The organism is Streptomyces sp. NPDC053560, assembly GCF_044544605.1.
Lineage (GTDB): Bacteria > Actinomycetota > Actinomycetes > Streptomycetales > Streptomycetaceae > Streptomyces.
Map to the genome: position 1 here is coordinate 1 of NZ_JBITXI010000013.1, position 14,530 is coordinate 14,530.

The window sequence follows — 14,530 nt, forward strand, 5'->3', positions numbered from 1 at the left end:
ACCCCCCCCCACCCCCCCCCCCCCCCCCGGGGGGGCGGGGGGGGGCCCCCCCCCCCCCCCCCCCCCCGCGGGGGGCCCCCCCCCCCCCCCCCCCCCCCCCCCCCCCGGGCGAGTGGCCGGTCAGGAGCCCCGCCCCGGACGCTGGACGTACAGCCGATTGCCGTGCGGCCCGGTCCACTCCACCCGTACGACACCGGGCACGGCGGCATCGTCGATGCGTGACGCGTTGGACCAGTAGCCGAACGCGGGGTTGCGGAAGAACGTCGCCCACAGCCGGCCGGTGTGGTCCTCGAAGAGGTTGTTGTGTCCGGCGCCGACGCCCAGGGTCCACCGCTCGGAGTACGGGCCTTCGAAGTGGTCCGAGACCGCCACGATCGCGTCGTACTGATACTGCACGCGGCCGGTGCCCGGCGGGTCGTACGCGTACCGCGGGGTGCCGTCGGCACTGATCGACGTCCGGTCCCACGCGGCGTGCATCAGGAAGTACTTGCCGCCGTACTTGAACACGTACGCGCCTTCTAGATACGGCTCGGGGGAGTAGGGCTTCTGCTGGAAGCGGGGGAGGTTCGTCGGCGTGACGATGTCCTCCATGTCGTCGCGGAACTTCGCGTACAGGTCGTTGTGGAGCACGAGCCACGCGTCGTCGCCCTCGCTGTAGAGGCCGCCGTCGATGTGGAAGTACGCACCGGGCTCGATGAAGTTCGGCCCACCGGTGAAGGACTCTCCGAAGGGCTTGTCGAGGTTGCCCCGGGCGAGCCGGTAGGGACCCTCGACGCCGCCCTCGCTCACGAGCAGGAACGAGCCGACCTTCTGCGAGTGGTCGCCCATGCACGCGACGATGTACCACTTGCCGCGGAAGTAGTGCACCTCCGGCGCCCACGCCTGGCCGCGCTTGCCGAACCGCTCGTCGTGCCAATATTCCTGCCAGGGCGCCACGACCGTGCGCCCGGGCCGGTTCTCACCGACGAACTCGGGCGACCACACCTTGCCCCGCTCGGCACCCGGCCGGATGCGGGTGGTGTCGGCCAGCCGCCACGGCCCCTGCATGGACCGGGAGGTCCACAGGAAGATGCCGTCGTTCCACGGGCCGGCAGCTTCCAGCCCGGGGACGCGGGTGGTACCGGTCGCCACGTAGAGCGGACGTCCGTCGATGACGAAGCAGTTGACGTAGGTGTCCCGCATCCAGACCTGGCCGCGTTCCCTGTCGCGGGAGCGCAATTCGAGCGGAAGGACGAAGGAGTTGTCCTTGCGCGGCCACAGATCCGTGTCGTGGTCCGCGAGTCCGTACGGCGTGAGGTCGGGCCGATTCGGCGGGTACCGCCGCAGCGCCCCATCCTGCTTCTTCGGCGAGGCCACGGATTCTGCCTCGGCGGCTTGCGTGGCTCGTGCCGCTGTGGCGGGCAGCGCCGCCGTCACGGCCAACGAGCCCGCGACACCGGCCAACAGGGATCGCCGCCCGACGCGGGGGCCGTCTTCGGAAGTCGTCATCAGTTGCGCGCCCTTCTTCGTCGTCCGGGGCGTGTTGCCTCATGGGATGGCATGACGCACAGCATGCGAAGGCCCGCCGATTTTCGTCAACACCACGGAAAAATAATCCGGATCGGGCCGGGATCCGGGCGACGGAATCGATCAGCCCAAGGGCGCTCTCGGGGGCCGCTTCGGGCGCTGCGGTAGGCGGCGATCACGGTGGCGCCCAGGGCGGTGCGACGGGACAACGGTCGCCCGTGGGTCATGCCTGTTGCCCGTGGGGTGGTGGATCGAACGGACCCGAGCGAGGGTTGGGTCGTATGCCTGCGCGATCGCCGCCACCTCGGCGATGTGCTCACGGACATCGGGGCGCTGCAACGCTTCCTTGTACTGCTGATCACTGGTCCACTGCGCGTAGTTGAGGACACAGGGTGAGCGCGGTGCCTGCAGCGGTCGGGCCATGCGATGGGCAAGCCCTCCGGCGACGGCGAGCCTTCGTTGTCAGGACTCTGACATCATGGACTGTAGGCGCCCCCACCCCCACGCCAAACTCCTGACATGGGGGGCGTCACGACAAGGTATGACCTCGGGCGGGATTTCGGCGGCCACTGGGCTCAGCGGAGCCAGGCCTCGGCGTGCTGGAGTAGGCCGGTGCAGAAGTTCGCTCCCATCAGGGAGGCGATCGCCGCCTCTTTCGTCGCGAGATCGGGCGGGTTGACGGCAACCGCGTAGGAGACGCGGGCGACGTCGCTGGTGATGCTGCTGACCTCGTCCACGATGGCCCGGGTGCGTGCGACATCATCGGGCTCGCTCGTGAGCTCGTAGAAGTGGTAGCAGCTGCAGACCAGGCGCGGGACGACGACGTGGGCGTCGAGGGCGGCACCCACCCCGCGCGCGTTCGCCACGTGGAGCCTGCCGAACGTCGCGGAGGTTCCGAGCCATCGCTGGAGCGGCCCGCAGAACATCGCCTTGTACAGCAGACGTATCGCCGTCACGAGGGTGCAGGTCTTCGAGACGTAGGGATTCTGGATGGGGTCGTTGGGGGCGAACGTGTCGGCCAGGACGTTGGCCATCCCTCCGGAGACCCCGCCGAGTATGCCGACGACCGCGGTGATAGCGGCGTACTCGTTGTTTCCGGTGGGGAACTGGGCCTCCATAACCGAGCGTTGATCAAATTGCGCAGATCAGGGTCGGTGGCCGGGTCCGCCGTGGACGGTATGGCGAACGGATCGGAGCCTTTTGCCTGCTCCGTGAGCTGGTCGTAGTCGATTCATGGCCGGACTCAGGGCGGGCACTGCCGCCCAGGACCTGGGTCGGTGCGGCCTCGATCGGACAGCGGATGCGTTCCGCCGGATCGGGGCCGGTCATCGCGGGCAGCTCCGAAAGCTCGGCCGTGGTGCACACGGTGCACATCTCCAGCAGTGCGGAGACCACAGCTCGTCGGGCGTGTTGCAGGGCTGCCCGCTCGTCCGCGGCCGCGCATGGATCGAGTCGGACCACAAATGATGGCCCGCGATTGCGGGCCCGGCCCCGGCAAGCCCACGCCTGCGACTCGCAGGCGGCGGTCCTGGGGTGGCGTCGGCTGCTGTCCGCCGGACCCGGCGCGCGCGAGGAGGACAACCAGCGGCTGTGGGACGCGGCACGGCGCCGCGTGGCCGCCGAGCTGTCCGGCGACCGCATCGGCCTCGTCGCCCAGGACGTCGCCGCGGCACAGCGGCGCAGCCCCTTGACGGTGAGCGGGTACTGCACGGCACGGAGAGCGTTCCGCCGCTGTGGCTTGGTGCCCAGCAGCTGCGGAAGGCTCCGCCACCTGTCGCAGGCTGATCGTCGATGGCGTGCGGTTCGACAGCGCCCGCCCACCCTCCGCTGCGCCTTGACCGATGTCCCGGCCGACCGACCGGCACGGCTTCGCGCACAGGCCATGGATGACCGCCGGGCATGGCGCTGTGACATGCCTGGTCGGGCGGTGCGTAGCCGGTGCTGCGGAGGCCCTGTGGGGCTTCCCATGCACAGCAACGGCTGCACAGCGACGGCATCCTTGTTCTGATGGCAATCAGATGGCGATCAGACGGCTCGCCACAGGGCTGGGGCCATCGGGGGTTCCCAGCCGGGCTGCGCTGTGTGGGCCTGGAGGCACACGTAGGCGCGGCTCGCGTGCGTCACCCGGTCTCCTGCCCGGTAGGCCGTGCCCGCGGCCCATGCACTGCCCGATGGTGGAGGGGTGGTGGGCGACGGGCCGGGGTTCTGCGGTACGTCCAGCACGAAGTCGAAGGCCGCCTCACGGCCGCCGTTGCCGTTGCGCACGTTCATCAGTAGGCGGGCGTCGAAGAGCATGTCGGTGTTGTTGCGCGGTTCGTTCGGGAAGTACAGCTGTGTGGTGAGGATCGGGCGGCCGGGGGCCTGCACCTTGACGTGGATGTGCCGGGTACGGCCCGGGTAGAGCCCGGGGACAATGGTGGTCAGGGTGAACGCGCCGCGGGAGTCGCTGTACTGATGCCCGCGCATCCGGTAGCCGGTGTTGTCGTAGTCGCCGTTGTCGTCCGCCTGCCAGAAGTCGAGCAGGGCGCCGGAGACGGGAAGACAGGCGCCGCCGAAGACGTAGCCGCTCACGGTCAGCCGGGTACCGGGCATGCCGGGCTCCAGCAGATCGGTGCGTTGGGGAGAGTGGGGTTTGAAGTACGGGCCCTCCATCTGCTCGGGCGTGGGGTCGTCGCCGTCGTCGCATTCCGGAGTGAGGGGCGCGGTGGTGCCGGTGGAGCTGAGGGTGCGGGCCAGAGCCGGGCCGCCGATGAGGGCGACGGGTATTGCGGCGCCGGCCGCGAGCGCCGTCCGTAAGACGGTCTTGCGGCGCACGAGCCGAGGCGACTCGGTGGACGGGGACGGTCTCTCGCTGTCCATACCTGCTCCTTGGGTGGGGGCACGTGGGGGCCGTCGGATCGGTAACGAAACTAGGCGTGTGACCGCCCCGTCGCGATGGACTGGTGGTGGCGTCTGTGGTGTTTTCGGAAGTCGCCGGGACTGCTGCCGGTCTCCCGCCGGAAGAACCGGCAGAAGTAGGCGGGATCGGTGAATCCGGTGCGGGCGGCGACTTGCCGTACCGGCAGCTCGGTGTGTGCGAGCAACTGCTGAGCCCGGTACACGCGGGCCGCGATCAGCAGCCGGCCCGGGCTGCGGCCGGTGGCCGCGCGCACGGCCTGGGTGAGGTGGCCGGGGGACACCCCGAGCCGTTCGGCGCACTCACGCACCGACCAGGCCACCGCCTCCCGCCGGGCCGTCAGCCGGGTGAATGCCTCGGCCAGCGCCCCGGGCCGGGCGGGGGACCGGTCCGGGCCGGCTGCCTCCGCCGGGCCGGCGACCCGCGTCGGCCCGGTGCCGCCACTGTGCTCCGGTAGCCGCGCAGCGCATACGATGAGGACGTGCAGCAGGGCCCGTGACACGGTCTCGTGGCCGGCAGCGCGTTGCCGGTGCTCCGCGGCCAGGTCGGCCATCAGCCGGCCGATCCGTGTGTCGTCCTCGGCGTCCAGGGCGAACCAGCTGGTTCGTGCGAGCTGCCGCAGCACTTCGCGGTCGCCGGGGTGATCCACCAGAAAGTCCTCGGTGAACAGCGCGAGTGTCCCGTCGACGTCCCGGTCGCCCTGCCAGTGGTGGATCTGCCAGGGCAGTATCACGCCCAGGTGTGGTGGTCGCACCGGCCACCGGGCGAAGTCGATGACATGAGCGCCCGAACCCGCGGTGACATGGATGATCTCGTAGAAGGTGTGGCGGTGCGGGAGGTCGGTCCATGACAGCGGGCCCATCTCTTCGAAGGAGCCCGCGGCGAACGGCGCTGCGCCGGGGTCGGGTAACTCCAGTCGATGCAGGGGCGGTTCTCCCGCCGGCGGGTCTACGCAGGGCGTGCCTCGCGGGACAGTGGTACTGCGCATCACTCCTCCTCGGAGCAGGTACAGACCAATAGCATTCGGTGGGTCACGTTCCCAGAGTGGTACGGCTGCGAACACCGCCTTCGGCCCTCCTGGTCCGCGTTCGGGCCACCTATTGGTCCGTACCTGTCTCTTGCCCTTCTTCTGTCATGCGCCGCAATATCCCCTCATGGAGCTGGAATTGCGACATCTGAGAACCATCCGAACGATCGCGGAGGAAGGCAGCCTCACCAGGGCGGCCACGGTGCTCGGTCTCGCGCAGCCCGCACTGAGCGCACAACTCAGACGGATCGAAGCTGCTTTGGGCGGCGCGCTCTTCGAGCGGGGACGGCGCGGCGTGCGGGTCACCGCACTGGGCGAACTGGTGCTGGAGCGCACCCGGATCGTGCTGCCGGCAGTGAGCGAACTGCAGCAGGAGGCCGTCAGGTTCGCCCGCTCCTGGCGCGGACCGGAGCGGCTTCGGCTCGGCGGCACGCACGGTCCGCTCCTCGGCGCGCTGCTGGACCGGCTGGCCCAGGCGGTGCCCGACGCGACCGTGACCACGTACGTGTCGTGGTCCGAGCGGGAGTTGGCCGTGCTGCTGGCCGAAGGACGGTTGGATTTCGCGCTGGCCGGCACCTGCGGTACCACCGCTCCGCCCGACGCCACGCGGCTGGCCTGGCGGGAGATCGCGGTGGACCCTGTGTTCGCGATGCTGCCCAGCAGCCATCCGTTGGCTTCGTGCGCCGAAGTCGAGCTGTCTGCACTGGCCGGTGAGGAGTGGGCCTGCGTGCCCGGTGACGGCTGCTTCGCGGACTGCTTCACCGCGGCCTGCGCCCGGGCCGGATTCAGCCCTCGGCGCATGTACGAGACGGATACCGCGTCCTGCGTGCATCTGGTGCAGGTGGGGCGGGCGGTGGGACTGTGCCGGGCCTCGTTCCCGACGACACCCGGCGTCATCACCCGGCCGCTCGCCGGTACTCCACTGCTGTGGCGGCACGTGCTCGGCTGGCACCCCACCCTTCAGCAGCCGGACACCACGGCCACCGTGCTGGCCGAGGCACGCGGCGCACATGCCAGGACGGCGGAAGGCAGCGACAGCTACCGGCCCTGGCTCGCGGAGCGCGGCGAACGCACGGGTCAGAGCCTCGGGCCCAACTGACCGCGCCTTTACGGCAAGCGCGTTCCATAACACCGGGGCAGGGGGTCAGCTGACACCTTACGCAGTCCGATCAGCCCTCCTTACGGTATCGGCACCCCACCGAAACCCGAGGAGAGTCCCATGCTCCAAAGACCTGCCGCAGCCGTCTGCGCCGCATTGGCGGCCGCGGGCACGCTGCTCGTGGCCGGGCTCAGCGGCTCAGCGAACGCCAGTGGCCATGCGACTGCCCCGGATACGCTCACCGCCGCGCAGACTCTGCGCACCGCCGACGCGCCGGCCGCCCTGTTGGACGCGATGCAGCGGGACCTGAAACTGGGCCGGCAGCAGGCAGCACACCGACTGGTGAACGAGGCGGAAGCAGGGGCCACGGCGGGTCGGCTGCGCGCGGACCTGGGCGGCGATTTCGCCGGCGCCTGGGTGCAGGGTGCCGAGTCCGGCACGCTCACGGTGGCGACGACCGACGCACGCGACGTACCGGCGATACGGGCCCGCGGGGCACGGGCGGCCGTCGTGCACCATTCGCTGGCCTCACTGGACGCGGCCAAGGCCCGGCTGGACCGCGCCGCGGCCCGGCACGCGACCGCCGACACCCCGGTCTGGTACGTCGACGTCCGGTCCAACTCCCTCGTGATACAGGCAGTGCGCCCGGCGGCCGTCCGTCCCCTGCTCGCGGCGGCCGGGGTCGACCCGGCTCTCGTACGATCGATGAAGTCAGCCGAGCGTCCCCGGCCCCTGTATGACCTGCGCGGCGGCGACGCCTACTACATCGGCAGCGGCAGTCGGTGCTCGATCGGCTTCCCCATCACCCGCAGCTCCCAGCAGGGATTCGTTACGGCAGGCCATTGTGGCCGGTCCGGCAGCACCACCACCGGTTCCAACAGGGTGGCCCAGGGCACCTTCCAGGCGTCGGTCTTCCCGGGGAACGACATGGCGTGGGTGGCCACCAATGCCAACTGGACGGCGACCCCGTACGTCAACGGTTCCAGCGCGCAGGTCGCCGGGTCCACGCAGGCCATGGTGGGCGCCTCGGTGTGCCGCTCCGGCTCGACCACCGGCTGGCACTGCGGCACGGTCCAGCAGCTGAACACGAGCGTGACCTACCAAGAGGGCACCGTCAGCGGCGTCACCCGCACCTCGGTGTGCGCCGAACCCGGTGACTCGGGCGGCTCCTTCCTCTCCGGCAGCCAGGCGCAGGGCGTCACTTCGGGCGGTTCGGGCAACTGCACGAGCGGTGGTACCACCTACTTCCAGCCCGTCAACCCGATCCTGCAGGCCTACGGCCTCACCTTGACGACGAGCGGCAGCGGACCCGGCGACCCGGGCGACCCCGGGGACCCGAGCGGCGCCTGGTCCGCGGGCACGGTCTACAGCGCCGGCGACACGGTGACCTACGGCGGTGCCACCTACCGCTGCCTCCAGGACCACCAGGCCCAGCCCGGCTGGCAGCCCCCGGCCGTACCGGCCCTGTGGCAGCGCCTCTGATCGCCGGACCGGCCGACACCACGGCAACGGCCCTGCCCAGGTAACCCAGTGAACACCGGCCGGCTCCGGCCGGGGCGCGCACCACCGCGCACCGGGCGGATCCGAGCTGCCCAATGCCGGCCGCTCACGCTCGCGGTGTTGTCGTCGGTTGTCGACTCCCGCAAGGCCCTGAAGGGGCCAGGGCGACGACGTCTTCTCCCTCTGCGCCCGGTGCTTCGGGAGCAGACTGACGCGGTTGCGCCCGGACGCCTCTCACCGGCGTCCGGGCGGTCGTGCTCAGTTCTTCTGGAAGTGCTCCACCAGCCGTGCGTAACTGTCGCCGCCCCGCCCTTGCTCGATCGCCCTGTCCACCAATCCGAGGGTGTACTCCGGGAAGTCGACGCCGAGGCCCCGCGCCGCGCACTCGCTGATGAGGTCCACGAGGGAGGGCCGGTGCGAGCGGAGGGCGCCGTAGGGGGTGGCGAAGCTCTTGCTGTCGACCTCGTCGCCGAGCATCGGCAGGTGCCCGATGAGCGCCGTCACGGCGGGGTTCGCCTGCTCCAGGAACTGCTTCGTGGTGATGCCCTCGCTGGACAGCAGTGCGGCGGCGTGCAGGAAGCCGTTGAGCATTCCCCACATGGTGCCGTGTACCGCCATCCCGTACAGCGTGGGCGCCCCGGCGTCGGTGCCGATCAGGGTTCCCCGGCCGCCGATCAGCCGCAGCACGGCTTCGTGGCGGTCGTGGACCTCGCTGGAGCCACCGTAGAAGACCACGCTCTCGTCGCCGCCGACACCCGGGGCGATCGTCATGATCTGCCCGTGCAGATACGCCGCCCCCTGTTCCCGGACCCAGTCCGCCACCGCTCGGGCCTCCTGGGACGTGCCGTCGGTCAGGTTGAGGACCGCCCGTCCCTCCAGCGCGTCCCCGGCCGACTCCAGCACCTCGCGCACTGTGGCGTTGCCCTGCACACTCACCACGACGAGTTCGCCGGCGGCGACGGCCTGCCGCACGCTGCCGGCCCGCCTCGCCCCCTTCGCCACCAGGGCGTCGGCCTTGGCCGCCGTACGGTTCCACACCGTTGTCCGATGCCCGCCGGCCAGGAACGCGGCGGCAAGGGCGCCGCCCATCTCACCGAGCCCGAGCACGGTCACAGTACTGGTCACGCTTGCCCCTCTCTCGAATGCGGGACGGTACCGGCCCGTCCCCGATGAAGAAGAAGCCTGCTTGCTCAACCGCGCTTGAGGTCAAGCCTCCGGGAATTCCACTCCGGCTACTGGCTGTCTGCATCAGCCGGATTGTCGCGGACTGCCCCTGGAGGCATCAGCGTTGTGCTTCGGCACGGCCACCCGGAGGCCGAGTGCCGCGGCGCTGTGGCGGCGGTGCGTGTCGGTACGGCCGGGACGAGCAGGCCGCCGGCGACAACCGCCTGGAGAGGTGGCCGGGGCGCGAGCGTCGCACTGTTGTTGAGCAGTGCGAGGTCAGGCTTCTTCGGCAGTGTGTCGGCCGCGGTGGCGCGTACGGCCCGGTCGATCGCCTCTCGCAATCGGTGTGCTGCGGCAAGGCTGTCGCTCTCCGCGCTGTCCGCGCTGTCGGCAGTGCCCCGCTGCCTTCCAACTGCCCGCTGCGGCGCAGCCAGCGCTCCAGAGCGGGCGGGTCGAGGAGCGTCTCCCTGGAGGTGGTTTTGCGGTCCCGGAGGGTGCTGACGAAGTCCAGCCCGACCCGCCCGCCGCACCGGAGCCAGTCGTCTCCCGTTTCCGCCGTGTCCATGGTGACGGCTGACCGTCCCCTGAGCCTTGATGGGTGAGGACGGCGGCGATGGCCGTCACGGGGGCGGGCGGGCTGTAGTCGGGTGATGTTGTTGAGCTGTGGTTAGCCGGGCGGGTTGGCTGCGTGGATACTGGCGATCATGCGTATGGAGATCGATCCTCGGGATACGTCCCGTAATGACTTCTACCGGCTGCTGACCGCGACGGTGGTGCCGCGGCCGATTGCTTGGGTTTCGACGGTGGGGCGGGACGGCGCTACGGCGAACCTGGCGCCGCATTCGTTCTTCACCATCTCTGCGGTGTCGCCGCCGATCGTGCAGTTCACGTCGGTGGGGCGGAAGGACTCGCTGCGGAACGTGGAGGCGAGTGGGGAGTTCGTGGTGAACCTCGCGCCGGAGGGGTTGTTCGAGCAGATCAATGACACCGCCACGGACTTTCCGCTCGGTGAGAGTGAGTTCGAAGCGGTGGGGATCGCCACGGAGCCGAGCCGGCTTGTGAAGCCGCCGCGGGTGGCCGCTTCTCCCGTCGCGCTGGAGTGCGAGCTGCACAGTACGTTGCGCTTCGGGGACTCCACGGTCGTCTTCGGGCGGGTCGTACACGCGGCGGTGGCCGAGGACGTCATGGCGGACGGACATCCGGACATTCGCAAGTTGCGCCCGCTGTCCCGGCTGGGGAAGGACGAGTGGGGCACGGTGGGGGAGGTTCGGGAGATCTCCCGCGTTCGGTACGCGGACTGGGAGGGGCCGTCGGCGAGCCGCGGTGAGTCGTCATGAGGCAGGGTGCCTGAGCGGGCGGTGGCGTCATGGCGAGTTCCGGTGCGAGCAGTGTGGTGGTCACTTCTGTGTGAGGAAGTGGGCTGACACTCTCTGTGCCTCGCAGGATTCTCGCTGGTGGGAGACGACGTGACCGTTGCGGAAGCCGCAAGTGCGGATGCACACGCCGAGGGGAGTGCCGATGCGCGGGCCGATGGGGGATGGGTGAGCCGGCGGCTGGCCTTGCGGGCGGCGGGGGTGGCCGCTGCGGCTACCGTGCCGATCATGGGTATCGGGGGTGGGGGTGCCCAGGCCGCTGCGGCGACCGCTGATACGGGGGCGGGGGAAGGGGCCGGGCGGCGGCTGCGGGCGATGACGTTCAATCTGCGGTACGCCTCGGACGAGCGGCCGCACTCCTGGGACCAGCGGCGTCCGGTCATGCGCGAGCTGCTGCGGCGGGAGGCGCCGCATCTGCTGGGTACGCAGGAGGGTCTTTACGGGCAGCTGCAGGACATCGCGGAGGATCTTGGAACGCGGTATTCCTGGCTGGGGACCGGGCGAGCGGGTGGCAGCCGTGATGAGTTCGCGGCGATCTTTTACGACACGCGACGACTTCGGCCAGTCGAATACGACCACTTCTGGCTGTCCGGCACTCCGTACCTGATCGGCTCGGCGACCTGGGGCAACACCGTCATCCGCATGGTCACCTGGGTGCGCTTCCGTGACTTGGCAGGGGGTGGGGAGTTCTATGCCCTCAATACGCACCTTGATCATGCGCATCAGGGATCGCGTGAGCGGTCTGCCGCGCTCATCACCGAGCGGCTGCGCGGCATGGATGCGGCACTGCCCCGGATCGTGACCGGTGACTTCAATGTCGCGGCGCACGGGAACGCGGTGTACGAGACGATGCTGCGCGCCGGCTCGCTCGTGGATTCCTGGGACGTTGCCGAGGCGCGCAGCGCGCAGTACGCGACCTTCCACGGCTACCGGCCGCTCGTGCCGGACGGCGACCGCGTGGACTGGCTGCTCACCTCGCCCTCCGTGCGGACGCTGCGGGCCGAGATCAATGTCTTCGCGAAGGGCGGGCAGTATCCCAGTGATCATCTGCCCGTGCAGGCCGTGCTGGAGTGGTAGCGAGGGAGAGAAGCAGGGGGAAGGAATGCGGGCGCCGGTCAGGGCTTGGTGCTGCCTCGTACGTGGAGGCCGGACAGGAGGTCGCGGGTCGCGGCGGTGATGGCGTCCACGGCCTCGTCGAACACCTCGCGGTTGTGCGCGGCGGGCGCGCGGAAGCCGGAAACCTTGCGTACGTACTGCAAGGCCGCCGCGTGCATGTCCTCCTCTGTCACATCAGGGGTGGTCGGTGGGCGGAGGGTCTTGATACTGCGGCACATGAGGCCAGTCTGCCGCGTCGTGCCGCCGGACGCGCGCGTACGGCGAGCCGCGGGCCCCGCTTCCCGCTCAGGCCGCCGTGACGATCTCGTCCCGCACGGCCCACGTCCAGGCCGCGAGCAGGCGCGTGTACTCCTCGCGGTCCTCGGCCGTCCAGGCACAACCGCGTCGAGCCCGGACGAACTGCCGTATGGAGTCGTTCACTTCGGTGGCAGTAGGGCGGACTTGACCCGGAAGCAGCTGAGTTGCGGGAGTTGCGGACATGAGACACATGTTAGGGGGAAGGACTGACAATCGACCGGGAGTTATTTGCCGGGAGGGATGCGCGAGGAGTAGCCGTGCGAGGGACTCCGTCAGGGGGTCTCTTCCCACTTGCGTACTACTCGGGCGGGGTTGCCCACGGCCAGGACGTTCGCCGGGAGGTCCCTGGTGACGACTGAACCGGCGCCCACCACGGTGTTCTCGCCGATGGTCACGCCGGGGCAGACGATCACCCCGCCGCCGAGCCAGACGTTGTCGCCGATGGTCACCGGTACGCCCTTCTCCCAGCCGGCCCGGCGCCGCTCCGCGTCGAGTTCATGGGTGGGGGTGAGGAGCTGAACGTGGGGGCCGATCTGGACGTTCGCGCCGATGGTGATGGGCGCGGCGTCGAGGAAGACAGCCCCGAAGTTGATGAAGGTGCCGGAGCCGATGCTGATGAGATATCCGTAGTCGCAGTGGAAGGGCGGGCGGATCCGTACGTCGGCACCCACCGATCCGAGCAGCTTCTGCAGCAGCGCGTTGCGCCGGTCCGGGTCGTACGTGCCGGGTGTAAGTCCGCCGGCGGCGTTGAAGGCGGCGCACAGCTCGATACGGCGCTCGGTGTCCGCCATGAGTTCCGGATCATCGGCGATGTACCAGTCACCGGCCAGCATGCGGTCCTTGTTCTCGCCCACGGCGCTCCTTCGTGATCGGCCCCGATGATCGCTCCCGAGTGGAGGGTCACGGTTCCGGAGCGGGGCAGGTCCGTCAAGGAGGCGGGTCCGCCAAGGAGTCACCCGGACGGGCGAACCCTTGGCGGTCGGGCAGGGATAAGCGCAGGTCGGCGCCCGGGTCCGGCCGACCGTGGGCGGAGTGCCGCGGCCGGGTCGACGGCGATTGTCAGTGGCCGCCGCTACGGTGAGCAATGTTCCTATCCGAGCTGCTGGCGCTACTCGGACCGGTCCCGCTCCCTGACAGCGCGGGGGGCGGGACCACAGGAAACGGCCGCCGATGGGGGCCGACGGGGAGCGCCCGGTAGCGGGCCCCCTCGCAGGGACAGCCGCAGGGGCGCCCGCAGGGAACAAGGGCAGGGGGGCGGATGCGGGCAGGGAAGGTAAAGATCAGTGGCTGGCCAGAGTCCCGTCCAGGTACTGCTGCACCGGGACGAACAGGCCCTGCGGTACGTATCTCGGTATGTCCGCGTGCGCGACCCAGGCCACGGCGGACAGCTCCTCCGGCGCCGCGACGTGCGCTTCGCCCGCGACCGCCGAGCAGGCGATGTACGACAGCAGCCGGCCCGTCTCGGGATGAAACCGCCTGCCCAGCAGTCTGACCACCTGGGACCGCAGGCCCGTCTCCTCCAGGGTTTCCCGTACCGCTGCCGACTCCGGCGTCTCGCCCGACTCGATCTCGCCGGCCGGGAACTGCCACACCAGTGATCCTTCGGGGTTGCGACGGCGGATCAGCAGGACGCGGTCATTGCGTACGACCACCGCCGCGGCGATGGGCGGCCGGTCCATGGGCTCGGTCATCGGTCCCTCCTGAGCAGACGGTGTCGGGGAGTGACGTGTCGGGGCGTGACGGTGTCGAGGAGCGACGGTTTTGTTGACAAGCTTGCCCCGTGATGCCGACACGGGCACATGCCGATGGGCACCGCCCGTACCCGGCGAGCTTCGGGTGTGCACATGCGGTGACTCAGGAGCAGGCTGGATTCAAAGGGCCCGCTGTTCTGGAGGAGGGCTCCGTCGACGGTCCCTGGAGGAGGGCTCCATGGAAGGTCGCATGGACGGACGCACCGGCAAGGCGCGCAACATCTTCCTCGTGTGGCTGGTCTGGCCGCTGATCACGCTCGGGATCTACTTCTTCGTCTGGTACTACAAGATCAACCGAGAGGCCCGTGACTTCGACCGGAGGCTGGACGTCAATCCGGTACTGGCGATGCTGGCCCAGCTCATCGGCTGGATCATCATCGTGCCCCCGTTCTTGTCCACCTACCGCACCGGCAAGCGGATCGCGCACATGCAGCGGGCCGCGGGGCTGGAGGGCAGCTGCAATGCGTGGATCGGGCTGATCCTCATGTTCGTCGCCGGCCTGCAGTCGCTGTACTACCAGCACGAGCTGAACCAGGTCTGGCGGCACTACGGCGATCCGCCGGAGGGAACGGTGGTGCCGCTGCAGCGCTGATCAGCGTCACCGTGGGGCGGGGGCTAGGCTGCCTCGGCGTCGTCCTTGCGGATGGCTATGACCCAGGCCTCCAGCAGCTGCTCGTATTCCGCCCGCTCGTCCGGCCACAGGGGCCGGCCCGCACGTCGGCGCATGAAGGCGCGGATCGCCTCGTTCGCCTCGGCGGCGGGGTCAGTGGGCATGTATCGATGCTAGGGGCAGGCACTGAT

Annotated in this window: 15 protein-coding genes; 5 read left to right on the forward strand and 10 right to left on the reverse strand. The window is 69.9% G+C overall.

From position 1 onward, the window contains the following. Positions 1–120: 120 nt before the first annotated feature. The 4 genes from ACIGQF_RS28385 to ACIGQF_RS28400 all read right to left on the reverse strand — a co-directional run bounded on the left by ACIGQF_RS28385 (position 121) and on the right by ACIGQF_RS28400 (position 5,390). Positions 121–1,488 (reverse strand): family 43 glycosylhydrolase, encoded by a 1,368-nt coding sequence (locus tag ACIGQF_RS28385; protein ID WP_399715785.1) that lies wholly within the window; start codon positions 1,486–1,488, stop codon positions 121–123. A 593-nt stretch (positions 1,489–2,081) separates the two neighbouring features. After that, the gene (locus tag ACIGQF_RS28390) at positions 2,082–2,624 is read right to left on the reverse strand and encodes a hypothetical protein (protein ID WP_399715787.1); all 543 of its coding nucleotides are present in this window, start codon (positions 2,622–2,624) and stop codon (positions 2,082–2,084) included. Positions 2,625–3,531: 907 nt separating this feature from the next. After that, positions 3,532–4,365 (reverse strand): carbohydrate-binding protein, encoded by an 834-nt coding sequence (locus tag ACIGQF_RS28395; protein WP_399715789.1) that lies wholly within the window; start codon positions 4,363–4,365, stop codon positions 3,532–3,534. A 50-nt stretch (positions 4,366–4,415) separates the two neighbouring features. Further along, complete coding sequence (locus ACIGQF_RS28400; RefSeq protein ID WP_399715791.1) at positions 4,416–5,390, reverse strand: AraC family transcriptional regulator; 975 nt, start codon at positions 5,388–5,390, stop codon at positions 4,416–4,418. Positions 5,391–5,556: 166 nt separating this feature from the next. Here ACIGQF_RS28400 and ACIGQF_RS28405 point away from each other — a divergent pair, with 166 nt between their 5' ends. Further along, on the forward strand, positions 5,557–6,528 hold the full coding sequence (locus ACIGQF_RS28405; RefSeq protein WP_399715794.1) for a LysR substrate-binding domain-containing protein: 972 nt from the start codon (positions 5,557–5,559) through the stop codon (positions 6,526–6,528). 120 nt (positions 6,529–6,648) lie between these two features. Then, a complete protein-coding gene (locus ACIGQF_RS28410) occupies positions 6,649–8,010 on the forward strand; it encodes an alpha-lytic protease prodomain-containing protein (protein WP_399715796.1) in 1,362 nt (453 codons plus the stop codon). Between the two features lie 276 nt (positions 8,011–8,286). Here ACIGQF_RS28410 and ACIGQF_RS28415 read toward each other — a convergent pair whose 3' ends face one another. Continuing rightward, positions 8,287–9,153 carry an NAD(P)-dependent oxidoreductase gene (locus ACIGQF_RS28415; RefSeq protein WP_399715800.1) on the reverse strand — a complete coding sequence of 289 codons (867 nt, stop codon included), beginning with the start codon at positions 9,151–9,153 and terminating at the stop codon, positions 8,287–8,289. 743 nt (positions 9,154–9,896) lie between these two features. Between ACIGQF_RS28415 and ACIGQF_RS28420 the strand changes: the two genes are divergently transcribed. Both ACIGQF_RS28420 and ACIGQF_RS28425 read left to right on the forward strand, forming a co-directional pair. Then, a complete protein-coding gene (locus ACIGQF_RS28420; protein WP_399715804.1) occupies positions 9,897–10,529 on the forward strand; it encodes a flavin reductase family protein in 633 nt (210 codons plus the stop codon). Between the two features lie 264 nt (positions 10,530–10,793). Continuing rightward, on the forward strand, positions 10,794–11,642 hold the full coding sequence (locus ACIGQF_RS28425) for an endonuclease/exonuclease/phosphatase family protein (RefSeq protein WP_399716475.1): 849 nt from the start codon (positions 10,794–10,796) through the stop codon (positions 11,640–11,642). Between the two features lie 38 nt (positions 11,643–11,680). On the opposite strand, the gene ACIGQF_RS28430 is transcribed toward ACIGQF_RS28425, so the two are convergent. The 4 genes from ACIGQF_RS28430 to ACIGQF_RS28445 all read right to left on the reverse strand — a co-directional run bounded on the left by ACIGQF_RS28430 (position 11,681) and on the right by ACIGQF_RS28445 (position 13,669). Further along, positions 11,681–11,899 carry a DUF2277 domain-containing protein gene (locus tag ACIGQF_RS28430; RefSeq protein ID WP_399715807.1) on the reverse strand — a complete coding sequence of 73 codons (219 nt, stop codon included), beginning with the start codon at positions 11,897–11,899 and terminating at the stop codon, positions 11,681–11,683. A 67-nt stretch (positions 11,900–11,966) separates the two neighbouring features. Continuing rightward, positions 11,967–12,101 (reverse strand): hypothetical protein, encoded by a 135-nt coding sequence (locus ACIGQF_RS28435; RefSeq protein ID WP_399715810.1) that lies wholly within the window; start codon positions 12,099–12,101, stop codon positions 11,967–11,969. 149 nt (positions 12,102–12,250) lie between these two features. Next, on the reverse strand, positions 12,251–12,832 hold the full coding sequence (locus ACIGQF_RS28440; protein WP_399715813.1) for a sugar O-acetyltransferase: 582 nt from the start codon (positions 12,830–12,832) through the stop codon (positions 12,251–12,253). Positions 12,833–13,258: 426 nt separating this feature from the next. After that, on the reverse strand, positions 13,259–13,669 hold the full coding sequence (locus ACIGQF_RS28445) for an NUDIX hydrolase (protein ID WP_399715816.1): 411 nt from the start codon (positions 13,667–13,669) through the stop codon (positions 13,259–13,261). Positions 13,670–13,907: 238 nt separating this feature from the next. On the opposite strand from ACIGQF_RS28445, the gene ACIGQF_RS28450 reads away from it, so the two are divergent. Continuing rightward, positions 13,908–14,321 carry a DUF4234 domain-containing protein gene (locus ACIGQF_RS28450; RefSeq protein ID WP_399715819.1) on the forward strand — a complete coding sequence of 138 codons (414 nt, stop codon included), beginning with the start codon at positions 13,908–13,910 and terminating at the stop codon, positions 14,319–14,321. Between the two features lie 23 nt (positions 14,322–14,344). Here the strand turns inward: ACIGQF_RS28450 and ACIGQF_RS28455 are convergent, their stop codons facing one another. Beyond that, complete coding sequence (locus ACIGQF_RS28455) at positions 14,345–14,503, reverse strand: hypothetical protein (RefSeq protein ID WP_361551598.1); 159 nt, start codon at positions 14,501–14,503, stop codon at positions 14,345–14,347. Positions 14,504–14,530 lie beyond the last annotated feature (27 nt).